The sequence below is a fragment of the Mangrovicoccus algicola genome, from assembly GCF_014903745.1.
Classification (GTDB): Bacteria; Pseudomonadota; Alphaproteobacteria; order Rhodobacterales; family Rhodobacteraceae; genus Mangrovicoccus; species Mangrovicoccus algicola.
In genome coordinates, this window is record NZ_JACVXA010000040.1 from 1 (window position 1) to 22,557 (window position 22,557).

Consider the following 22,557-nt stretch of genomic DNA (forward strand, 5'->3'; position numbering starts at 1 on the left):
GTCTGCGAGTAATCTAACTCCCAGTCCGGGATCCGGGGGCAAGGTCAAGGGCTCAGCCCAGGGCGGCGAGCCCGGATGCCGCGGGGGCGGGCGGTGCCACGGGCGCGGGCGCCGGTGCGGTTTCCCAGTCGCTCAGATGCGCGCGGAAGGCGCGGATCACGGTCGGCGGGTCGCTCTGGCTCTGCGTCGTCATCAGCCGCGACTTCTGCCGGCGCGACGTCCAGGAAATCAGCCAGGGCGCGATCACCAGGGGAAGCCCGACGGGCATGAGCCAGGGGATCAGCCGCGGCGCGAAGATCGCCGCAAAGACGAAAAGCACCAGCCCCGCGAGCGTCATCCACCAGCTTGCGGCGAAGGCGGTCTTCAGCGGCACGGCGCTGCTGTCGCGCGAGGCCGTGGGCCAGCCGCCGTCGCGACCGGACAGGATCTGCCACAGGGCGCGCAGCTGGAACATCATCAGAAGCGGCGCGATGATCGAGGACAGCAGCAGTTCCGTCAGCGTCGAAACGAAGGTGTTCGTCCCCCCGCCGAATTCCCGCGCCCGCCCGGTGACCAGCGCATGGCCCAGAACCAGAAACTTGGACAGGAACAACAGCCCGATCACCCCGGCGAACAGGCCGATCGCGGCGGCCGTGCGTTCCCCGGGAAAGATGGGCACGGGGAAATCCGGCATCGGGAAGTAGTTGATCGCGCTTTCGGTCGCCGCGGCGACCAGGCTCAGGATCAGGAACAGTGCCCAGATCGCGGGGGCGGTATAGGCGACGATGCCCTGGAACAGGGCGAACCGGCTCCAGCCCTTCAGGCCGGGTGCCACCAGAAGACGGGCATGCTGCAGGTTGCCCTGGGCCCAGCGGCGGTCGCGCTTGGCATATTCGATCAGGTCGTCGGGGCCTTCCTCGAAGGAGCCGCCCAGGTCGGGATCGATGCGCACCTGCCAGTCCGCCCGCGCCAGAAGCGCCGCCTCCACCGAGTCATGGCTGAGGATCTGCCCGCCGAAAGGCGGCTTGCCGCGCAGTTCGGGCAGGCCGCAGCTTTGCGCGAAGGCCGAGATCCGGACCATGGCGTTATGGCCCCAGAAGGATCCGGTCCGTCCGGCCAGCGCGGTCAGGCCGTTGCAGTAGATGGGCGCGTAGAACCCGGCGGAGAATTGCATCATCCGGCCGAAGCGCGAGCGCGCCCCGATCACCCGCGGCAGGCTCTGCAACAGGCCGACATCGGGGGATTCCTCCATCCGGCGCACCATCTCGCCGATCGTGTCGGCGGACATCAGGCTGTCGGCATCGAGGATCAGGGCCAGATCATAGGCCCCGCCCGAGCGCTGGATGAAATCCTCGATATTGCCGGCCTTGCGGCCGGTATTGTCGATCCGGCGGCGGTAGAAAATCCGTCCCTCGCCCGAGGTCAGCTTCAGCAGGCGCGCCAGTTCCTCTTCCTCGCGCTCGCCCAGCTCGGCCTTGCGCGTATCCGACAGGATCGCGAAGTGGAAATGCCGGTCGATGCCTTCCGCCTTCAGGTCGGCATCCATGGCGGCGATCCGGGCGTAGACCGCAACCGGATCCTCGTTATAGACCGGAACCAGGATGCAGGTCCGGCTGTGGATCGGGCCGTCATGCGTGGGACGGCGCGGCACGGGCGTGACAAGGCCGGTCACGCCCTGGCAGGCGCCCCAGGCGATCCACCAGGTGGCCATGGCGATCACCACCGCGATCACGACATCCAGCAATCCTATCCCGGTGCTGCCGGCGTGATAGATGAACAGGGCGCCGGCCAGGATGCCCGCGGCCGCGGCGGCGGCAAGGCAGATGGTCCGGCGAAGTCCGGTGGCAAGATCGATCATGGGCCCGGTCGCGATCCGTTACCCGTGCACGCGCCAGCCGACAAGCGCCACGAGGACGGTCAGCCAGGACATGCCCGGGCGCATCTCGGCCGGGGATTCGAGGATTTGCTCCGGCATGGCCATCGGGCTGTCCGGCAGGGTCGTGGCCGTGGCGAGCGATTTGTTAAACTGCTTTGCATCAGGCATGGTCATCTCGGCACCCATTGATAGGTCCAGGTTTCGGAAAGGACACTGTCGAAACCCTCGAGCCATGCCCGAAGTTCCAACGGATCTGCGCCGGACGGGGTTATGTCGAATACCAGGCGCCACAACCCGGTCCCCTCGATCCTGCGCAGGGCGGGCGTGTCCACCAGCCCGCCATTGACGGAAACCTGCGGCTGCACGGCATCTGTCTCCGTGACGCCTTCCAGCCGTCCGCCCTTGAAATCGATGACGAATTTTCGTCCGCCATCCTCGTTTTTGCTGCCCGATACTCCGGCATCGCCGCTGGAGGTCGAAACCACCATGGCGAGTTTCTCGTTATTTTCACCCGCCAGGTCGCCCCAGAGCATGCGATAGCGGTATTCCTTCTGGCTGCCCGCCTCCAGCGGGTCGGCCGGACGCCAGTAGGCGACGATATTGTCCGTCGCCTCCTGTTCGGTGGGGATCTCGATCAGCCGGACGAAGCCGGTTCCCCAGTCGTTCAGCGGTTCCACCTCGATCGAGGGCCGCTTCTCGAAACGCGATTCCGCATCCGAGTATTCGTCGAAATCACGGTCCCGCTGATACAGGCCGAAACTCTGTATGCCGGACGCGTTGATCCAGGACTGGCCCAGGCGCGGCGGGTTGGCCAAAGTGCGCCAGATCCGCCGCCCGTCGCCCATCTGGATCCCCAGCCCGTTGCTGTCATGGACCTGCGGACGATAATCGTGGAACCGGCCCGGCGTGGTGCGGTCGAACAGGAACATCGAGGTCAGCGGCGCGATCCCCACCTCTTCCAGTGTTTCGCGGAAGAACAGGCGCGCGGTCACCTCCATGCTGGTCACGGCGCCGGGAGTGATGACGAAGCGGTAGGCCCCGGTCACCCGGCGGCTGTCCAGCGCGGCATTGACGATCACCGTCTCCACCCCGGGCGCCGGGCGCTCGAAGTAGAAGGCGGAGAAGCGGGGAAATTCCTCGGCACGTCCCGTGGCGGTGTCGATCGCCAGCCCGCGGGCGGAGGCGCCGTAGACGCTGCCCTGTCCGAGCGCGCGGAAGTAGCTCGCGCCGAGGAAGGCGATGAGTTCGTCGAACCGGTCGGCAGTGTTCAGCCGCGACAGCATCCGCCATCCCGCGACACCGGGGACCGGCGTATCGGGGGCGAGCTTGCCGGCCAGTTCCTCGCGATACTCGAAATCGCCGGCGGTGAACCTGAACGGCTTTGCCGTCCCCGAAGAGACATCGAACATCGCCACCGCATCTTGGTACAGCCAGCCGCGATGGAAGGCATGCAGGCGGAATTCGTCGGCCTTGTCGTTCCAGCGCGCGGCGTCGCGGCGGAAGGCGATGTTGCGATAGGTGTCGTAATCCAGCCCGTCCAGCAGGAGCGGCGGCCGGAAGGCCCCGGGATCGGGCGCTTCCGCCCGTTTCTGCATCGCGGCGGAAAGCAGGTCAAAGCTGAACGGCTCGCCCTCCGCCAGCGGAGCTCCGGTATTGGGTTCGGCGCGGACCATCGGGGCAAGCGCCATGGACAGCCCGAAGGCCGCGGCACTGCCGAGAAGTCTCCGCCTGGAGCACCCTGTGTCGGTCGTCATACGTCTGCTATCCCGCGTTCAAGTTTGCCTGGGCACATGGCCTCGGGCCCGTACCTGAATGACTGATTAACCAGAGCTTCGGCCGAGGGTTCCCGGCCTGCGGCCATTCAATGCGCTGCGGCATGCTATTGCCCACCCGAGCGAGTCGCTGCCCAGTATTCCATCATTATATCGGCAAACTCTTGCTGCATGTGCATAATAAGCTAGCTGCCGCCGGGGGACATGGGGGATTTCGTGCGACCTTACAAGGATCTCCGATATGTCGGATGAAAATATTTGCGGACCGGACAGGATTGCCACAGCGCGGGCGGCGGCAGGCCGGATGATCGCGCGCGCCTGTTCGGCCACGGGGCTGTCTCAGCATCGCGCCGGGTTCGGCTGGACGGTCACGCCGGCCCCCGGGTCGATCCTGGCCTCGACCCATCCGGGCCACTGGGACCCGGCGCCGGACTATTTCCACCACTGGATCCGCGACGCCGCGATCATCGCGCGGGCGATGCCCCTGGCCATGGCGGAGGATGGCGACCGGGCGGGGTGGATCCGGCGGCTGCGCGACTATCTGGACTTCTCCCTGGCCATTTCGGACCCGGGCCGGCAGGGCCCTGCGGTCAATCCGCTGCGCGCCGCCACCGCCGCCGACCACCTGCAATTCCTGCGCCCCGATGCCGAGCTTGCCGCGCTGACCGGTCCGGCCTGGCTGGAGGAGCCGCGCGTCGCCGCCGATGGCGGGCCGGATCTGGAACGCTGGTCGCGGCCGCAGGATGACGGGCCCGCCCTGCGGGCGCAGTCGCTGCTGGAACTGACCGAGCGCGTCCCGGAACTCGCCGGGGCGGCGTCGGAGATGCTGCTGCGGCGCGACCTAGAGCATCTTCTACGGGTCGCGGGACGGCCCGCCATCGGCCCCTGGGAGGAGGAACCGGCCCGGCGCTGCAGCTTCACCCTGATCGCGCAGGCCGATGCGATGGCGCGGGGGGCAGCCTGGGCGGCGGGACGCGATGCCGGTCTCGCGGCGGCCCTGGCAGGCCGGTCGGCGGCGATCGTCGCCCTGCTCGGCGAAGCGGAGGATCCGGATGGCAGCCTGCGCGAAAGCCTCGAGGCCGCGCCGGGCACGCATGACATCGCTACGGTCATGGCGATCCTCGATGCCGGGCGCTGGGACGGCCCGCTGGCGCTGGACGGGCGATGGATGACGGCGACGGTGGCGGCGCTGGAACGGGTCTTTGCCGATCTCTACCCGCTCAATCGCGGCCGCGCGGTTCCGGCGATGGGGCGCTGGCGCGGGGATGTCTTCTTCGGCGGCAATCCCTGGTATCCCTGCACGCTGGCCTGCGCGGAACTCGATTACCGGCTGGCGGCGCGGCACCTGGACGGGGCGCGGTTCCGCCGCGGCGAGGCGCGGCTGGCGCTGGTGCTGGACCTGGCACCCGAAGGCGACGCGCTGCCCGAGCAATTCGACCGGGAGACGGGCGCCCCCCGGTCCTGCCCGGCGCTGACCTGGTCCTCGGCGGCCCTCCTGCAGGCCGCCGCCGCGCGCGACCGGGCGGTTCAGGTGCTGGGCGAGAGGTAGGGCGAGGCGAATCCCAGCGCGGCCAGCCCGCGCCGGATCTCGGGCCGCCGCATCACCAGCCGCCACAGCAGCCCCGAGCGGTGGTTTTCCAGCCCCACGGTGATCGGCCCCTGGTCGATGGCCAGCCGGCTTTCGGCGACCCAGTCGTGATGCAGGCTGAACCCGTCGACGAATCCCGCCTCGCCGAAGATCCGGTCGCCCAGATCGTCATGCATGTGCCGGATCGCCGGCATGGCCTCCTCCGGCACCATCGGAAACGAGGTCAGCACGGCGGTGGGCGTGATCACCCCGGTATCCTCCTTCGGCGAATGCGCGACATAGCCGCTATGGTCGTCCCCGGCGGTCAGCCCCCAGAGATCCGCGCCGTAGCCCGCGTATCCATGCGGGTTCGCCAAGCAATGCGCCCGGTTGATCAGCGCATGGTTGCGCGCCAGTTCCCCGTAATCGGCATAGGCATCGCGCAGCCCGCGCGGGTCGATCCCCAGGAACGGATATTGCGACAGGAACAGCGGCCCGCCCCAGTCGGGACCCAGCGGCAGCGGGATCCCCGCGAAGGACTTGCCGTTGAGAAAGCTGCGCGCCCTGGCCCAGCGGTCGTGATAGATATGGACGGGAATGCGGTGCGACGGATCCTCCGCCCCGGCGCCCAGCACGAAGACCGGGAAGGCCTCGTTCCAGCCGCCCAGATCCAGCGCCTTCTCGGGGAAGGGCCGGTCGGGATGGGCGTGCCACATGACGCCTTTCGGCCCGACATGGGCGGACCAGTCGATGCCCGCGACGATCGCCTCCAGCCGCGCCGCCAGTTCCGGCGCATCGGCGAAATATTCGGCCGCCGCCAGCAGCCCGATGGCGAGGAACGCGGTCTCGACGATGTCGCCGCCATCATCGCCCGCCATGAAGGGGATCACCCGGCCGGTCGAGCCATAGTAGAAATGCGCATAGACCCCGTTGAACCGGTCCGCCGTTTCCAGGAACCCGGCCAGCCGCTCCAGGCGGTCGAGGATCTCCTGGCGGGGCCGCCAGCCGCGCTCGGCCGCCACGATCTGCGCCATGAGGCCGAAGCCGGTGCCGCCCGTCGTCACGGTTTCCTCGATGTCATAGCCGAAGGCCCCGGCGGAGCGTTCGCGCGCCATGCCCGAGACCGGGTGGCTCCAGTCGAGGAAATAGCCCGCCGTCGCCTGGGCGATCCGGTCGCGCAGCGCGGCGTCGTCCAGCCCTTTCGTCACGCCCCCCATGTGATCTCCGCCGATCTGGTGTCGCGGCTGTCCGGCCCGACATGGACGAGGATCCGGCCCGGATCCCAGACCTTCTGCGCCTCCGCGAGGCTGGGCGCGACGTGATAGCTCAGCATTTCGGCCGTCACCTCGAAGGTCACGCGGCGGGTTTCGCCGGGCGCGACCGGCACGCGGCGGAAATCCTTCAGCAGCCGCGACGGCCGGGTGATCCGCGCCTCGGGGTCCGAGATGTACATCTGCACCGTCTCCGTCACCGCGCGGTCCGAGGTGTTGGTGATGTCGACCGACACCTCGGCCATGCCCGCCGCGCCTCCGCCGGGCACATCGGCCATGACTTCGGAATATTCGACATGGCCATAGGTCAGGCCGAAGCCGAAGGGATAGGCGGCCGGCACGGCGGCATCCTCGAGGTCCAGCCAGCCGGTCAGGAATTTCTGGAACCGCCCGGGAAACGGGCGGCCGGTGGGTTCGGTGGCATAGCTCAGCGGCGTCTCGCCGGGATGCATCGGCAGGGTGACGGCCAGCCTGCCGGTGGGGTCTGCCGCGCCGGTCAGGATGTCGGCGACCCCCTCGGGTCCCGCGATGCCGCCATGCCAGGCATAAAGCAGCGCATCGACCTGCTGCGGCACCTGTCCCAGCGCCAGCGGCCGCCCGGCGAAGACCACCGCCACGACCGGGGTGCAGCCCGCCGCCAGTTCGGCAACCAGCCGTCTCTGCGGGGCGGGCAGTTCCGGTGCCAGCATCGAGGAGGATTCCCCGGCATGTTCCTTGGCCTCGCCTATGGCCAGGATCACCACATCCGCCGCCGCGGCGATCTCCTTGGCCTCGCGGATCATCTCGGCCTCGTCGCGGGGATCGGGCTCGACCGTGACGCCATGGACGTTCAGCCGGTCGACCAGCCAGGGTTCGCGCACCAGGTTTGCGCCGACCGCCGTGGTCAGCGCCGCCCAGTTCTGCGTGCGCAGCGCTTCCTCCAGGCTGGTGACGTCGCGCGCATCGCCCGAGACCGACCAGGTGCCCAGCATGTTGGCCCGGTCCGAGGCCAGCGGCCCGATCAGCGCGACCTTCTGGCCGGGTTTCAGCGGCAGGAGGTGATTGTTCTTCAGCAGCACGCAGGACCCCGCCGCCGCCTTGCGTGCCAGCGCGCGGCCCGCCTGGCGGTCGGGCGAGGGGGCCAGCGGATCCATGCCGCGATAAGGCTCGGCGAACAGCCCCTGGCGCGCCTTGAACTCCAGCACCCGCAGGCAGGCGCGATCGATCAGGGCGCGGACCGTCTCGGCGGGCATGTGCAGCCCGATCTGCGGCGCGTCGAGCCCGTCCTCGGCCAGCCGCGGCAGGTGGCGCAGGTAATCCTCGCCCACCATGTCCATGTCGATCCCGGCATGCAGCGCGCGGGCGACCACCATGTCCGGCGTGCCGATGCCGTGGGCGGTCAGTTCCCGGACCCCGGTATAATCCGAGACGACCAGCCCGCCGAACCCGGCCGTGCCCCTCAGCCAGCCCTCGATCAGCGGCTCATGCGCATGCATCGGCATCTTGTTGACCGCGTTGAAGGACGCCATCACCGCCTCTGCCCCGGCCTCGATCCCGGCCACGAAAGGCGGCAGGTAGATGTCCAGAAGGTCCTCCCAGGCCATGGTCGCATTGTCGTAGTCGCGCCCCGACTGGGTGGCGCCATAGGCGACGAAATGCTTGAGGCAGGCCGAGACGCGCCCGCCCGCGTTTTCCTGAAGTCCCCGCGTCATCGCCTCGGCGATGCAGGAGGCCAGGTGCGGATCCTCGCCCGGGCTTTCGGCGACGCGGCCCCAGCGCGGATCGCGGCTGATGTCGATCATCGGCGCATAGACCTGGTGCAGCCCTTCGCTCGCGGCCTCCTCGGCCGAGAAGGCGGCGCAGGCGCGGATCAGCTCCATGTCCCAGGAACAGGCCTGGGCGATGTTCAGCGGAAAGATGGTGCGGTGGCCGTGGATCACGTCCTCGGCGAAGAACAGCGGGATGCCCAGGCGCGACCCGGCGATGGCGCGTTCCTGCAGGGCGCGGGCGGAGGCGCGGGATTTCGTGCCGAAGATGGCGCCGACCTCGCCCGCATCCAGCCGCCGCGCCAGCGGGGTCGAGGTCTGGGCCCCGGTGGTCAGGCCCTCGCCGGCGGCGAGGAGGTTCAGCTGGCCGATCTTCTCGGCCAGCGTCATCCGGGCCAGGAGCCCCTGCGGATCGTGTTCTGCGGTCACGTGATGACCCCCTTGCTACGGGGTCACTCCGCGACGAGCTGCGCGACCCCCAGATTGCCCTTGCCGACGGGACGGACCATGCCGATTCCGTTGCGAATGCCAAGCACCGCGTTGTAGAAGGGCAGCCCGTCCGGATCGTGCGGCACTTCCTTGCCATGTAGGACCGCCAGCACCGAAGTCCCGGGCAGCTCCTCGCGGATGGTCATGTGGAACTCGGCCGTCGCCACCATGTCCATGGCCGAGGTGGCCTCGTCCAGCAGCAGCACCTCGGGGCGGTGCAGAAGGATCCGCGCCAGCACGAGGCGCTGTTTCTGCCCGCCCGAGAAGACGTTGCGCCATTGCTGCCCGTCGTGAAGCTCCTCTTTCAGCGCGCCGATGAACTGCCCCAGCCCGACCCGGTTCAGCACATGGGCGACGCGGATGTCGTCGAATGCGGTCTCGCGGGCAGGATAGCAGGCCAGCGCCTTCAGCGTCAGCCGGTCGGGCAGGTCGGGTTCCTGCCCGGCAAAGAACAGCCGGCTGTCGTCGCGGCGGCTGACCGTGCCGGTGCCATAGGGCCACAGCCCCGCGACCGCCTTGAGCAGCGAGCTTTTCCCGCAGCCGTTGCGGCCGTGGAAATAGACCCAGTCGCCCTTCCACAGCTCCAGCCGCGGGACGGCGACGAAGGGCTCCGTGTCATGGCCGCGGTGATGCAGCGCCAGCTGGTCCAGCTTCAGCACGGGACCGGTGTCATGCTTGGACTGGCGGAAGGTGTTGACGCCGGTCTCGCGATAGAAGCTCTCGCGGTCCTGCACGCGTTCCACCGCGGCGGCCAGTTCGGTCAGCCGGTCGGCATTGGCGCGCAGATTGGCGATGGCGGGCATCACGTTGATGAACCAGGACGTGTCGGCGATCAGCGCGGCGGTCAGTTCGGAACTGGCCGCGAAAGTGCGGAAACTCATCTGCCCGGACATGTAGGCGGGCAGGGCCGGCAGATAGGCGAAGAGCCGCGAGGACAGGAAATTGTAGCTGTCGGTGAACAGCAGCATCCCCGCATCCCAGCGGTTCTGGCGGCCCCATGTGCGGTCGACATCCTGGTAGAGACGGGCATTCACATCGCGCTGCACGCCCTGCCCGCGCGAGGCGGCCAGGCGGGTGACACGGCCCAGCATGGAATTCCATTCGCCCCGCCAGGCGCCGTTGAACCGCTGCCGCGCGACGGTCAGCCGTTCGATCACCTTGCCGATCCCCCAGGCGATGGCGGTGATGGTGGGCACATAGGTGATGACCAGCAGCCCCGACAGGATCGCCGTGCCGTGGATGCCGGGCTCGATCACCACGGCCTGCGCCAGGCCGGGCAGGCCCATCGCGCTCAGACCCTCGCGTGCCCAGGCGGCCCAGCCATCGAGGAAGGCGACGGCCTGGCTGCGCTCAAGGAGCGCCTGCGAGACGAACCAGATCGAGGCGATCGCTCCCCAGAGCCCCATGGCCAGGCCGATCACCCCGCCATAGAGCCCGATGGAGCATTCGTCGATGCGCTGGTCGATCGCGTCGGGCAGGCGCGCGCCATTGCCCTCGCCGCCCTTGTCGCTGCTGAGATCCAGCGCGATGCGCTGATCGGCCAGGACGGCGGCGTCGAACCGGCCGACCAGCCAGGACCGGGCCCGGCGGTGCAGGTGGCTGGACAGCAGGTGCCGCGTCGCCACGCCCGCGGATTTGCCGAGGAAGATCGCCACGAAGACCACGGCCGCGGTGAACAGGATGCCGACCGCGTCCTCGCCGGTATTCAGGCTGCGATGGAACCCCGCCAGGGAGGCGATGAAATCGGCGCTGGCCGTCGCCGTCCAGACGCTTGCCTTGCTCAGCAGCGTCGTCAGGGCGAAAATCGCCGCGGTCAGCAGCCAGGCTTCGCGCCATCGCTCCGACACCCAATAGGCCGTGATCAGGCCCCAGAATCCAGTCAGCTTCTTCATGCCCGTTCCCCAATTGCGGAACTCAGGGAAGAGCATGCTGATTGACACAGGTTAACAATCCGCCTCCCGGCGGGTCCTGGCTGTCTGTGACGTTACGTGCAACTCGCCTGAATTCCCGGTTTCGCCCGCGCCTCGATCTTTGGTGAGGTCTTCATGAGCCCGTCCTTTTTAGGCGGATTTTCGCCAATTGTCCAATTCTTGCTGGTTTCCTAACGGCAGGATTCGCGCATTTGCCGATCACGTTTTCGCCCGGGGTCGGGAAAACCGGAAAATTTTCGCAGATCTCGCGGGAACCTCGGGGGATCGATGCGCGTTATGCACGAATCCGGCCAAATCTCGGGCTCCAGGGTGATTCGCTGTGATATTCGCCCGGCCCCTTGCCAGGGTTGACCATCGCGGCCGCGCCCGCCAGCCTGCGTTCGGAACATCCCTTCCCCATCCGGAGCCCTGCAAGATGCCCATCCGCGCCGCTGCCCTTTGTATGGGGTCCCTTTTGCTGACCGGCACCGCCTCCGCCGCCGAGGAGCAGGGCCGCGTGGCCGTCATCTCGGCCTTCGCCCCGGAATGGAGCATGCTGGTCGAGGCGCTGGAGGATTCCCGCGACGACACCCTCAACGGCGTCACCTTCGTCACCGGGCGGCTGGCGGGGCAAGAGGTCGTGCTGTTCCTGTCGGGGATCTCGATGGTCAATGCCGCGATGACCACCCAGCTGGCGCTGGACCACTATGATATAGACGCGATCGTCTTTTCCGGCATCGCGGGCGGGGTCGATCCGGCGCTGGATATCGGCGATGTCGTGGTCCCCGCGCAATGGGGGTCGTATCTGGAGGCGCTGCTGGCGCGCGAGACGCCCGAGGGCTGGATGCCGCTGCCCTTCGTGCCGACCGATTTCGACAATTACGGCATGATCTTCCCCCGCGCGGTGGAGGTGATGCGCGATGGGCTGGACGCGCCCGAGCGCAAATTCTGGTTTCCCGCCGATCCCGGCCTGCTGGACACGGCGCGGGCCGTCGCGGCGGAAATGGACTTCGAGACCTGCATCGAAGGTGCCTGCCTGGGCGCGCCGCCCGAGGTGGTGATGGGCGGCAACGGGGTGTCGGGCATGGCCTTTCTCGACAACGCCGATTTCCGCGACTACGTGGCCCGGACCTTCGAGGCGCAGGTGGTCGACATGGAAAGCGCGGCGGTGGCGCAGGTCGCCTGGGCCAACCAGGTGCCATTCATCGCCTTCCGCTCGCTCTCGGACCTTGCCGGGGGCGGCGCGGGCCAGAACGAGATGGGCACGTTCTTCGCCCTGGCGGCGGGGAATTCCGCCACGCTGGTCACCGCCTTCCTGGCCGCGATGGACTGAGCGCCGGGGCAATGCCTGTGGACAAAGCGCCGCGGCTCCTGTAGGGGGTCGTATTTCTTGCGCCGGGACGGACCCCGCGCCGACCCGATGGACACGCCCCCGATGATACCGACTCTTCAAGATGCCCTCGCCGAGCGCGGGTATGACAGCCTGACTTCCGTGCAGGAGGCCGTCACCGATCCCGAACTCGCCGATGCCGACCTTCTGGTTTCCGCGCAGACCGGTTCCGGCAAGACCGTGGGCTTCGGCCTGGCGATCGCGCCCACGCTGATGGGCGAGGCGGGCACGCTGGGTCCGGCGGCGGCGCCGCTGGCGCTGGTCGTGGCGCCGACGCGGGAACTGGCGCTGCAGGTGGCGCGCGAACTTGGCTGGCTCTATGCCAAGGCGGGGGCCCGCATCGCGACCTGCATCGGCGGCATGGATGCCCGCGACGAACGCCGCGCGCTGGAACGCGGGGCGCATATCGTCGTCGGAACGCCGGGGCGTCTGCGCGACCATATCGCCCGCGGTGCGCTGGAACTTGACGCGATCCGCGCCGTCGTGCTCGACGAAGCGGACGAGATGCTGGATCTGGGCTTCCGCGAGGACCTGGAATACATGCTGGGCGAGGCCCCCGAGGAACGCCGCACGCTGCTGTTCTCGGCAACCGTGCCGCGCAGCATCGAGGAGATGGCGCGCACCTATCAGCGCGATGCCGTGCGCGTGACCACGCTCGACAAGGGGTCGCAGCATTCGGACATCTCCTACCAGGCGGTGCAGGTCGCCCAGGGCGACGAGGAAAACGCGATCATCAACCTGCTGCGGTTCCACGACGCGCCGACCGCGATCGTCTTCGCCAATACCCGCGCCGCCGTCACCCGGCTGTCGGCACGGCTGGCCAATCGCGGGTTTCTCGTGGCCAGCCTTTCGGGCGAGCTCAGCCAGGATGAACGCAGCCATGCGCTGCAATCCATGCGCGACGGCCGGGCGCGCGTCTGCGTGGCCACCGACGTGGCGGCACGCGGCATCGACCTGCCGAATCTCGACCTGGTGATCCATGCCGACCTGCCGCAGAGCACCGAGGCGCTGCTGCACCGGTCGGGCCGCACCGGCCGCGCGGGCCGCAAGGGCATCTCGGCGCTGATCGCCAATGACCGTGCCGTCAACAAGGCCAACCGCATCCTGAAATGGGCGAAGGTCCAGGCCGAATGGGTCGCCGCCCCGTCCGCCGACGAGATCCTCGACAAGGACGAGGCGCGCCTGCTGGAGGACGAGGCCTGGACGCAGGAGCCCAGCGAGCGCGAGGCCGCCTTTGCCGCCAAGCTGATCGAGGCCTTCACCCCCGAGCAGATCGCCGCCGCCTGTTTCCGGCTGTACCAGAACAAGCTCTCCGCGCCGGAGGAGCTGAACGTGGCGCCGGTCCGTGCCCCGCGCGAGGAGCGCGAGCGCCGCGAATTCGGGCCGTCCATCTGGGCCAAGCTGTCCATCGGCCGCGACCAGAATGCCGAACCGCGCTGGATCCTGCCGCTGCTGTGCCGCGCGGGCGGCCTGGACAAGACCCAGATCGGCAAGATCCGCGTCCTGGACACCGCGACCTATGTGGAACTGGCCGAGGCGGTGGGGCCCGATCTGGGCGCGCGCCTGGGCGATGGCGGCGTGCTGGAAGAGGATGTCCGGCTGGAGCTGGTCGACAGCGTTCCCGAGGAAGTGACCCGTGCCCGTCCGCCGCGCCGCGATGACGGCCCGCGCCCCCTGCGGGCGCCGCGCCGCGATGATGGCCCGCGTCCGCCGCGCCCGGCCCGCCGCGAGGAGGGCGAGTTCCGTCCGAAGAAGCGCGATTTCGCGAAGGATGGCGAGCGCGGCGACTTCCGCCCGAAGAAGCGGGACTTCTCCCGCGACGGCGACCGGGACGACCGCCCGAAGAAGCGCGAGTATCCGCGCGAGGGGGGCGGTGAATACCGCTCGAAGCCGCGAGATTTCGACCGCAAGGAGGGCGAGTCCCGTCCCCGCCCCGCGGCCTCGGCGAAGCCGAAGGAGACGCGGTTCGGCGACACGTCCAAGAGCTTCCGCCGTCCCGATGCGGGCGAGCACAGCAAGACCCGCCGCGTGCCGGGCGACAAGCCCCGCACGAAACGGGATGCCGAGGGCGGCAAGCCGCCGTTCCGGGCGAAATCCGAGGGCTTCCGGCCGAAATCCGCGCCGGGCAAGCCGCGCCCGGGCGGTCCGGGCAAGCCCGGCAAGAAATACTGAATGACCAGAAGGGGGCCCGCGCGGCCCCCTTTTTCATTCCCCGCTGCGGCGGCTCTGGCGCGGCGAGGGCAGCAAAAAACCGCGCCTTTGGGGGCGCGGTTTGCAAGGGTCGGGAAAAGGCGGTGGATGTCAGACGCGCATCGGCATCACGACATAGACGGCGGAAGTGTCGGAGCCCTCGCGCATCAGCGTCGGGTCGCCCGAGCTGTTGAACATGAAGACGGCATTCTCGCGGTCGACCTGGGAGGCGATCTCCAGCAGGTACTTGGCGTTGAACCCGATCTCCAGCTTCTCGTCGCCATAGGCCACGGCCAGCTCCTCCTCGGCGGCGCCGCTGTCGGGGGCGTTGACCGACAGGATCAGGCGGTCCTCGTCCATCGACAGTTTCACCGCGCGCGAGCGTTCGGAGGAGACGGTGGCCACGCGGTCGACGGCGCGGGCGAAATCCTTGGCATCGACTTCCAGCCGCTTGGGGTTGTTGGCCGGAATGACGCGCGTGTAATCGGGGAAGGTGCCGTCGATCACCTTGGAGGTCAGCGTCACGTCCGGCGTGGCAAAGCGCACCTTGGTCTCGGAGACGGAGACGGCGATATCGGCCTCGTCATCATCCAGGAGCTTGCGCAGCTCACCCACGGTCTTGCGCGGCACGATCACCCCCGGCATCTCCTCGGCGCCCGCGGGCAGTTCGGCATCGATGCGCGCCAGGCGGTGCCCGTCCGTGGCGACGCAGCGCAGCACGCGGCCTTCCTCGGACTCGGCGACATGCATGTAGACGCCGTTGAGGTAATAGCGGGTCTCCTCGGTGGAGATGGCGAATTTCGACTTGTCGAACAGGCGGCGCAGCACCTCGGCCTTCACGCTGAAGTTCGAGCTGTACTGGCTGGCCGGCATGACCGGAAAATCTTCCTTGGGCAGGGTCTTCAGCTGGAACTGCGACCGCCCGGCCTCCACGGTGACGATATCGGTGGAGGGATCGGCATTGAGCGTCACCAGCGCGCCATCGGGCAGCTTGCGCACGATCTCGTGCAGCGTCACGGCCGAGACGGTGGTCGATCCGGCGCGGCCCACCTGGGCGGCGGCCTTGTCGATCACCTCGATGTCAAGGTCGGTGGCGCGGAAGGTCACGTCGGCTTCTTCCGCCTCGATCAGCACATTGCCCAGGATCGGGATCGTGTTGCGGCGTTCCACCACGGACTGCGCCTGCGAGACCGCACGAAGCAGTTGGGCACGTTCGATGCTGATCCTCATGGCGCGACCTTTCCAGTGGACGGGACTGCGACACTAGCCGAACGCGGCTGCGGCTCAAGCCCTTTTCTGCGGCTTTTCTAGGCGCTAGGGCGGAATGCCCGGCTTTGCGGCAGAATGACCACACCGCCGGGCGGTCAGGCCTCCAGCGACCGGCGCAGAAGCTCCAGATCGTCGGCGATCTGGGTGTCCTTTTCCTTCAGCTCCTCGATGCGCTTCACCCCGTGCATGATCGTGGTGTGGTCGCGCCCGCCGAAGCGGCGGCCGATCTCGGGCAGGCTGCGGGTGGTCATGTACTTGCACAGATACATGGCGATCTGGCGCGGGCGGGCGACGGTGCGCACGCGGGTCGGGCCGATCATCTCGGCCAGGCGGATGTTGTAATGCTCGGCCACGCGGCGCTGGATCTCGTCGATCGACACCTTGCGCTCCGAGGCGCGCAGGATGTCGGCCAGGCAGTCCTGGGTCATCGCCATGTCGATCTTGCGGCCCACGAGGCTGGCCATCGCGAAGAGCCGCATCAGCGCGCCTTCCAGCACGCGAACATTGGTCGAGATGCGGTGCGACAGGAATTCCAGCACGCCGGGCTCGATCGAGAGCTGCGGATACTGTTCCGCATAGGCCTCGACTTTCTGCTGAAGGATGCCCAGGCGCAGCTCGTAATCCGTGGGGTGAAGATCGACCACCAGCCCGGATTGCAGCCGCGAGACGATGCGGTTCTCCATGTCCGACATCTCGGTCGGCGTGCGGTCGCCCGAGATCACGATCTGCTTGTTCTGGTCCACCAGCGCGTTGAACGTGTGGAAGAACTCTTCCTGGGTGGAATCCTTGCCGGCGATGAACTGCACGTCATCGACCATCAGCACGTCGACCGAGCGGAAGAGCTGCTTGAAATCCATCATCTGCTTTTCGCGCAGCGCCTGCACGAAGCGGTACATGAACTGTTCCGCGGAAAGGAACAGGATGTTCAGGTCGGGCTGCTGCTGGCGCATGTGCCAGGCGATGGCGTGCATCAGGTGGGTCTTGCCCAGCCCGACGCCGCCATAGAGGAACAGCGGGTTGAAGGTCACGGGCCCGCCTTCGGCGACGCGGCGCGCCGCGGCATGGGCCAGTTCGTTGGGCTTGCCGACGACGAACGTGTCGAAGGTATAGCGCGCATCCAGCGCGGCGCCGTGCACATCCGTGCCGCCGAGCGCGCCGCGCGGGCGGGCCGGGCTGGGATCCGAGGCGCGCGGTGCAGGGGCCGGGGCGGCCGCGGCAGGCGATGCGGCAGCGGGAGCGGCGCTGTCGGCATCGGCTGTTGCGGGCACCTGGTCGCGGGCACAGGGCGTGCGGGCGGCGGTATTGGCGACCTCGAAGACAAGGCGGCTTGCCTCCTCGCCGGCCTTGTGCAGGCCGATCAGGATCGCGTCCCCGAAATTGCGGTTCACCCAGGTGCCGAAGAAGCTGGTCGGAACCGAGAGCCGCACGACGCCATCTTCGCAGGAGCGGAACGAGATGGGCTGGATCCAGGTCTGGTAGTTGTTCTCTCCGACCTGCTGACGGAGTACGCCCTGAACCTTGCCCCAAGTCTCTTCGGTCATCTGCTCCAAACCCGTATCCTTGCCTGCTGCTACCGGCAGCCTGACTGCTTCACTCTTGTTCGCACCGGCCCCCGGAGGGACAGGACGGCCGGTCCCGCGCGGGGCGCGGGCTGACGGCCGACCGACGGCCACACGGAAAGAGCCGGGCGCCTGAGCCCGGGACCTCTTTCCCGACATTTCATGGACATCCGTTCCGGCTGGCCTGGCAGGGCCGCTTGCCGGGGTCGGGCTGCACTGTTTCCGTGCCTGCCCGGACCAGCGATACGTTGGTCAAACCGAAGCTTTGCCCTTGCTTGCCTGTGCTTGGGCCGGCCCTTCGGTCGAACAGCGTATCCATGTCCCCCAATACGACGCGAGTCGCCCAGCAAATTTATCAACCTCGCCGGAGGAGGCGCAACAGAACTTCGAAGTTGACAGGTTTTTAAGGAAATCCGAATCCGAACGGCGTCCGGCTTTGAAAATTCCTAATAAAACAAGAACGCGGCAGACGATTCTCATCGTCAGCCGCGTTGGAATCCGGACGTCCCGGCCGGGCCGGTCACACGGAGCATCGTCCTGCAATCCGCCCCGTGCCCGGTAAGCGGGCAGGGCGGCGGGGATCAGGCGATCGCCTTCACCCGTGCGGAGAGGCGCGACATTTTCCGGGCCGCGGTGTTCTTGTGCAGGATGCCTTTGCTGACGCCACGCATCAGTTCGGGCTGGGCGCTCTGCAGGGCAGTCGCGGCCGCGCTCTTGTCGCCGGAGGAGATGGCTTCCTCGACCTTGCGCAGGAAGGTGCGGATGCGCGACTTGCGGGCTTTGTTGACGGCGGTGCGGCGCTCGTTCTGGCGGGCGCGCTTCTTGGATTGTGGCGTGTTTGCCATGTGACAGCTTCCCAACGATTGCAGGGTGAATTTGTGAAGCGCGTCGTTAGACCCGACTCGGCTTCAAGTCAAGCACCTGTGGACAAGTTCGCGTGCTATTTGTCCCGGAACTGGGCTTCGCGCTTCTCCAGATAGGCGGCCATGCCTTCCTTCTGGTCATTCGTGCCGAACATCGCGTGGAACATCCGGCGCTCGTAAAGCAGGCCCTCGCGCAGCGGCGTCTCGAAGGCGCGGTTGACCGCCTCCTTCACCGCGCGGGTGCCGACCATGGATTTCTCGGCGATGCGCGAGGCGGCCGTGCGCGATTCCTCGGCCAGTTTCTTGGCGGGCACGACCCGGCTGACCAGGCCCGCGCGCTCGGCCTCCTCGGCGGACATGAACCGCCCCGTCAGCAGCATGTCCATCGCCTTGGCCTTGCCGATGGCCCGGACCAGCCGCTGGGTGCCGCCAAGCGCCGGGATGACGCCCAGATTGACATCGGGCAGGCCGAATTTCGCGGTATCCGCGGCGATCACCAGATCCGCCATCATCGCCAGTTCGCAGCCCGCGCCCACCGCATAGCCCGAGACCGCCGCCACGACCGGCTTGCGGCAGCGCACCAGCGGTTCGGCATCGGGGCCATAATAATTGCCGCAGAACAGGTCGGCAAAGCTTGCCTCGGCCAGTTCCGACACATCCGCCCCGGCGCAGAACACCTTCTCGGACCCCGTCAGCATGATGCAGCGCGCCTTGTCGTTGCGTTCGGCGGCCTGCAGCGCGTCGGTCAGTTCCGCGACCATCAGCTTGTTCAGGGAGTTCTTCGCGTCCGGACGGTTCAGCCTGATCTGGGCGATGTGGTCGTCGACCTCTACGATCAGCGTCTCATAGGCCATGTGGGATGCCCTGATTGTTCCAACAGCCCTCAGCCTTAACAGCCTCGGCCCGGCTTTCAAGCTATCTTTGGCATTGCGGACACAGGAAGGTGGAGCGCGAAGACTGGACGATTCGCGTCACGGTGCCGGGGCAGCCGTCGGTGGGGCAGGGCCTCCCTTCGCGATCATAGACCCGGAATCCGTGCTGGAAATAGCCCAGATCGCCGGAAGCCTGCCGATAATCGCGCAAGGACGATCCGCCCGCGGCGATCGCCGCCTCCAGCACCTGCCGGATCGCGGCATGCAGCACCGCCAGCCGCGCGGCCGAAATCCGTCCTGCCGCGCGGCGCGGCGAGATGCCCGAACGGTGCAGCGCCTCGCAGACATAGATGTTGCCCAGTCCCGCCACGATCCGCTGGTCCAGAAGCGCGGTCTTCACCGGGCTGGCCTTGCCGCGGAAGGCCTGCACCAGATGTGCGGCGCTGAAGCCGTTGCCCAGCGGTTCCGGCCCGATCCGCGCCAGCAGCGGATGTCCCGCCTCGGTCGCGAACAGGTCCATCGCGCCGAAGCGGCGGGGGTCGTTGAAGGTCACGCGCATGCCGTTGTCGAAATCCAGGACCACGTGGTCATGTTTCGCGGGCGCCGCATGGCCATGCACGTAAGTCCCTATCTGGACGGCGCTCTCATCCTTCGTCACCAGCATGCGGCCGGACATGCCCAGATGGATCAGCAGCGTCTCGCCGCCGTCCAGATCGGCCAGCAGATATTTCGACCGCCGCCGCAGCGCCGCCACCCGGCGCCCGGTCAGGCGCTCGGCCATGCGGGCGGGGAAGGGCCAGCGCAGGTCGGGCCGGTTGACCTGCGCGCGGGAGATCACCGCATTCGTCATCACCGGCTCCAGTCCGCGGCGGACGGTTTCGACCTCGGGCAGTTCGGGCATGGCGTCCTCCGGCTTGTTCACGCCGTGCCGCGGGAGCGTGATCCGCTATCGCGTTGCTCCTTCGGCGGGGCGTCCTATAAGGAAGGGTGAAACGACCGAGGCGGCAATACCCATGAGTGACGCGGACAGCAAGACCACCCATTTCGGCGCCAGGACCGTGCGCGAGGAGGAAAAGGCCGGGCTGGTCCACGGCGTCTTTTCCTCGGTGGCGAACCGGTATGACGTGATGAATGACGTCATGTCGATGGGCATCCACCGGCTGTGGAAGGATGCGATGATGGACTGGCTGGCGCCCCGGGACGGGATGCGGTCGCTGGACGTGGCCGGGGGCACCGGCGACATCGCCTTCCGCATCCTCAAGCGCGCCCCCGGCGCAAGCGTCACGGTGCTGGACCTGACCGAGGACATGCTGATCGAGGGGCAGCGCCGGGCCGAGGCGGAGAGCTTTGCCGACCGGCTGGACTGGGTCGTGGGCGACGCCATGGCGCTCCCGTTCGAGGCGAACAGCTTCGACACCTACACGATCAGCTTCGGCATCCGCAACGTCACCCGCGTGCAGGACGCGCTGGACGAGGCGTATCGCGTGCTGAAGCCCGGCGGGCGGCTTGTGGTGCTGGAATTCTCGCAGCTGCCCTCGCGGCCCCTGCAGAAGGCCTATGACCTGTATTCCTTCAACGTGATCCCCCGCATGGGGCAGGCGATCGCCAATGACCGCGACAGCTATCAGTACCTGGTGGAATCGATCCGCAACTTCCCCGACCAGGACAGCTTTGCCGGGATGATCCGGCAGGCCGGGTTCGGACAGGTGAAGTACCGCAACCTCTCCATGGGCATCGCCGCGCTGCATTCGGGCTGGAAGATCTGACATGCGCGGACCCCACAACATCTGGCGGCTTGTCCGGACGGGCGCGACCTTCGAACGGACCGGCGCGATGAAGCTGGTGCTCGACGCGATGGATGCGCCGAAGCCCCTGCGCATCGCCGCGCGGGTCCTCGGCTGGCCGTTCAAGTGGCTGGGGATCGAGGGCGATCCCGCGATGCCCCCCGCGACCCGGGCCCTGACCGCGCTGGGGCCGGCCTATATCAAGTTCGGCCAGGTGCTCTCGACCCGGCCCGACGTGGTCGGCGATGACCTGGCGCGCCAGCTCAGGGTGCTGCAGGACCGGCTGCCGCCCTTCTCGCTGGCCGAGGCGCGGGCGCAGATCGAACGCGAGCTGGGCCGCCCGGTGCCGGAGATCTATTCCGAACTCAGCGAACCGATCGCCGCCGCCTCCATCGCGCAGGTCCACCAGGCGCGGCTGGCCGGGACCGGCGAGAAGGTCGCGGTCAAGGTCCTGCGGCCGGGCATCGAGAAAGCGTTCCGCAAGGATGTGGACGCCTTCTATCTGGCGGCGCGGCTGGTGGAGCTGCTGTCGCCCTCCTCGCGGCGGCTGCGTCCGATGGAGGTGATCCGCCATTTCGACGGGGTGGTCCGGGGCGAGCTGGACCTGCGGCTGGAATCCTCGGCCGCCGCCGAATACGCGGCGACCACTGCCAAGGACGAGGGGTTCCGCGTGCCGGCCGTGCACTGGGCCTGGTCCTCGCGCCGCGTGATGACGCTGGAATGGGCCAACGGCATCGGCGCCAGCGATCTGGAGGCGCTGGATGCCGCCGGGGTGGACCGCAAGGCGGCGGGCGAACGCGTGCTGCAGATGTTCCTGAACCATGCGCTGCGCGACGGCTACTTCCATGCCGACATGCATCAGGGCAACCTGAAGATCACCGCCGCGGGCGAGATCGTGGCGATGGATTTCGGCATCATGGGCCGGATCGACGAATATACCCGCCGCGTCTATGCCGAGATCCTCTTCGGCTTCATCCGCAAGGATTACCGCCGCGTGGCGGAGGTGCATTTCGAGGCGGGCTATGTCCCGGCCGATCAGGATATCGACGAATTCGCCCGGGCGCTCAGGGTCATCGGCGAACCCATCTTCGGCATGGAGGCCTCCAAGATCTCCATGGCGCGGCTCTTGGCCTATCTGTTCGAGGTGACCGAACGCTTCGGCATGCAGACCCGCACCGAGCTGATCCTGCTGCAGCGCACCATGGTCGTCGTCGAGGGCGTGGCGCGGTCTCTGAATCCGCATATCAACATCTGGGATGTCGCCCGGCCGGTGGTGGAAACCTACATCGCCAAGAACGTGGGCGTGCATGCGCTGGCCCGCGACCTGGCCATGACCGCGCGGGTCGTCGCGCGCCTGGGCCCGCGCCTGCCCAAGCTGGCCGAGGCGGCGCTGGTTGCCCAGTCCCAGCCGCCCGAGCCGGGCTTGCGGTCGATGTCGGGCCTGCTGTGGTTCCTCGCCGGGGGCGGCACCGCAGCGCTGTGCATCGCCATCGGCATGCTCATCGCCTCCTAGCGGAGCCCGAGCGGCGGAGTTCCGCCGCAGGTGGTGCGCCGGATGGCGCCGGCATGGACCTTTTCCTTCCGTTGAGGGTTCATCGGGGAAAGGAGTTCAGAGATGATGAAGACCACGATGATCGCGGCCCTGTGCCTGTCGATGATCTCCGTCCCGGTCCTGGCCGACAAGGGCGGTAGTGGCCGGAACTGGCGCGACCATGGCGGCGACCGTCACGAGGCCCGCCGCGGGGAGGGCCGCGACGGGCGCCTCGAACTGGCGGGCAATCCCGGCAGGGGCAATAACGGCAAGGGCGTGCCCCCGGGGCTGGACAAGAAACCCGGCAACATGCCGCCCGGCCAGTACAAGAAGATCCATGGCGACCGGATCGACTGGCGCGACTACCGGCTGCCTCGGCCGCCGGAGGGCCAGATCTATGTCCGTCAGGGCGACCAGCTGTATCGGGTCATGCGCGACACGATGATCGTCGCGGCCGCGCTGGGGGTGGTCTCGCAATACCTGCGCTGAT

17 protein-coding genes are annotated in these 22,557 nt (G+C 68.0%); 6 read left to right on the plus strand and 11 right to left on the minus strand.

Features of this window, described 5'->3' with window-relative positions; all coding sequences use genetic code 11:
- Positions 1-52: 52 nt before the first annotated feature.
- The 3 genes from mdoH to ICN82_RS13120 are packed head-to-tail and all read right to left on the minus strand — an operon-like array spanning position 53 to position 3,609.
- On the minus strand, positions 53-1,837 hold the full coding sequence (gene mdoH / locus ICN82_RS13110) for a glucans biosynthesis glucosyltransferase MdoH (protein WP_193183501.1): 1,785 nt from the start codon (positions 1,835-1,837) through the stop codon (positions 53-55).
- 18 nt (positions 1,838-1,855) lie between these two features.
- Complete coding sequence (locus tag ICN82_RS13115; RefSeq protein ID WP_193183503.1) at positions 1,856-2,023, minus strand: hypothetical protein; 168 nt, start codon at positions 2,021-2,023, stop codon at positions 1,856-1,858.
- Positions 2,024-2,025: 2 nt separating this feature from the next.
- Positions 2,026-3,609: a glucan biosynthesis protein gene (locus ICN82_RS13120; RefSeq protein WP_193183505.1), complete on the minus strand. Its 1,584-nt coding sequence runs from the start codon at positions 3,607-3,609 to the stop codon at positions 2,026-2,028.
- 322 nt (positions 3,610-3,931) lie between these two features.
- On the opposite strand from ICN82_RS13120, the gene ICN82_RS13125 reads away from it, so the two are divergent.
- On the plus strand, positions 3,932-5,176 hold the full coding sequence (locus ICN82_RS13125) for a glycoside hydrolase family 15 protein (RefSeq protein ID WP_193183507.1): 1,245 nt from the start codon (positions 3,932-3,934) through the stop codon (positions 5,174-5,176).
- On the opposite strand, the gene ICN82_RS13130 is transcribed toward ICN82_RS13125, so the two are convergent.
- The 3 genes from ICN82_RS13130 to ICN82_RS13140 are packed head-to-tail and all read right to left on the minus strand — an operon-like array spanning position 5,155 to position 10,591.
- Complete coding sequence (locus ICN82_RS13130) at positions 5,155-6,411, minus strand: glucoamylase family protein (RefSeq protein ID WP_193183510.1); 1,257 nt, start codon at positions 6,409-6,411, stop codon at positions 5,155-5,157. The genes ICN82_RS13125 and ICN82_RS13130 overlap by 22 nt on opposite strands.
- A complete protein-coding gene (locus tag ICN82_RS13135; RefSeq protein ID WP_193183512.1) occupies positions 6,399-8,639 on the minus strand; it encodes a glycoside hydrolase family 3 N-terminal domain-containing protein in 2,241 nt (746 codons plus the stop codon). The genes ICN82_RS13130 and ICN82_RS13135 overlap by 13 nt, the downstream gene beginning before the upstream one ends.
- 23 nt (positions 8,640-8,662) lie before the next feature.
- On the minus strand, positions 8,663-10,591 hold the full coding sequence (locus ICN82_RS13140; protein ID WP_193183513.1) for an ATP-binding cassette domain-containing protein: 1,929 nt from the start codon (positions 10,589-10,591) through the stop codon (positions 8,663-8,665).
- 493 nt (positions 10,592-11,084) lie between these two features.
- Here ICN82_RS13140 and ICN82_RS13145 point away from each other — a divergent pair, with 493 nt between their 5' ends.
- Together ICN82_RS13145 and ICN82_RS13150 are read left to right on the plus strand one after the other, a co-directional pair.
- Complete coding sequence (locus ICN82_RS13145; protein ID WP_226898477.1) at positions 11,085-11,942, plus strand: 5'-methylthioadenosine/S-adenosylhomocysteine nucleosidase; 858 nt, start codon at positions 11,085-11,087, stop codon at positions 11,940-11,942.
- 102 nt (positions 11,943-12,044) lie between these two features.
- Positions 12,045-14,171: a DEAD/DEAH box helicase gene (locus ICN82_RS13150; RefSeq protein WP_193183517.1), complete on the plus strand. Its 2,127-nt coding sequence runs from the start codon at positions 12,045-12,047 to the stop codon at positions 14,169-14,171.
- 129 nt (positions 14,172-14,300) lie between these two features.
- Here ICN82_RS13150 and dnaN read toward each other — a convergent pair whose 3' ends face one another.
- The 5 genes from dnaN to mutM all read right to left on the minus strand — a co-directional run bounded on the left by dnaN (position 14,301) and on the right by mutM (position 19,653).
- A complete protein-coding gene (gene dnaN / locus ICN82_RS13155) occupies positions 14,301-15,419 on the minus strand; it encodes a DNA polymerase III subunit beta (RefSeq protein ID WP_193183519.1) in 1,119 nt (372 codons plus the stop codon).
- 134 nt (positions 15,420-15,553) lie between these two features.
- Positions 15,554-16,999, minus strand: coding sequence for a chromosomal replication initiator protein DnaA (gene dnaA, locus ICN82_RS13160; RefSeq protein ID WP_226898478.1), 1,446 nt, complete (start codon positions 16,997-16,999; stop codon positions 15,554-15,556).
- 599 nt (positions 17,000-17,598) lie between these two features.
- Positions 17,599-17,862: a 30S ribosomal protein S20 gene (gene rpsT, locus ICN82_RS13165; RefSeq protein ID WP_193183522.1), complete on the minus strand. Its 264-nt coding sequence runs from the start codon at positions 17,860-17,862 to the stop codon at positions 17,599-17,601.
- A 95-nt stretch (positions 17,863-17,957) separates the two neighbouring features.
- Positions 17,958-18,734, minus strand: coding sequence for an enoyl-CoA hydratase-related protein (locus ICN82_RS13170; protein ID WP_193183524.1), 777 nt, complete (start codon positions 18,732-18,734; stop codon positions 17,958-17,960).
- Between the two features lie 61 nt (positions 18,735-18,795).
- The gene (gene mutM, locus ICN82_RS13175; RefSeq protein WP_193183526.1) at positions 18,796-19,653 is read right to left on the minus strand and encodes a bifunctional DNA-formamidopyrimidine glycosylase/DNA-(apurinic or apyrimidinic site) lyase; all 858 of its coding nucleotides are present in this window, start codon (positions 19,651-19,653) and stop codon (positions 18,796-18,798) included.
- Between the two features lie 112 nt (positions 19,654-19,765).
- Here mutM and ubiE point away from each other — a divergent pair, with 112 nt between their 5' ends.
- From ubiE to ICN82_RS13190, 3 genes are all read left to right on the plus strand, one after another.
- Positions 19,766-20,518 carry a bifunctional demethylmenaquinone methyltransferase/2-methoxy-6-polyprenyl-1,4-benzoquinol methylase UbiE gene (ubiE, locus tag ICN82_RS13180; RefSeq protein WP_193183528.1) on the plus strand — a complete coding sequence of 251 codons (753 nt, stop codon included), beginning with the start codon at positions 19,766-19,768 and terminating at the stop codon, positions 20,516-20,518.
- A gap of 1 nt (position 20,519) precedes the next feature.
- On the plus strand, positions 20,520-22,049 hold the full coding sequence (gene ubiB / locus ICN82_RS13185; RefSeq protein ID WP_193183529.1) for a 2-polyprenylphenol 6-hydroxylase: 1,530 nt from the start codon (positions 20,520-20,522) through the stop codon (positions 22,047-22,049).
- A 102-nt stretch (positions 22,050-22,151) separates the two neighbouring features.
- Entirely contained in the window at positions 22,152-22,556 is a 405-nt protein-coding gene (locus ICN82_RS13190; protein ID WP_193183531.1) for an RcnB family protein, read from the plus strand.
- The last annotated feature ends 1 nt before the right edge of the window (position 22,557 follow it).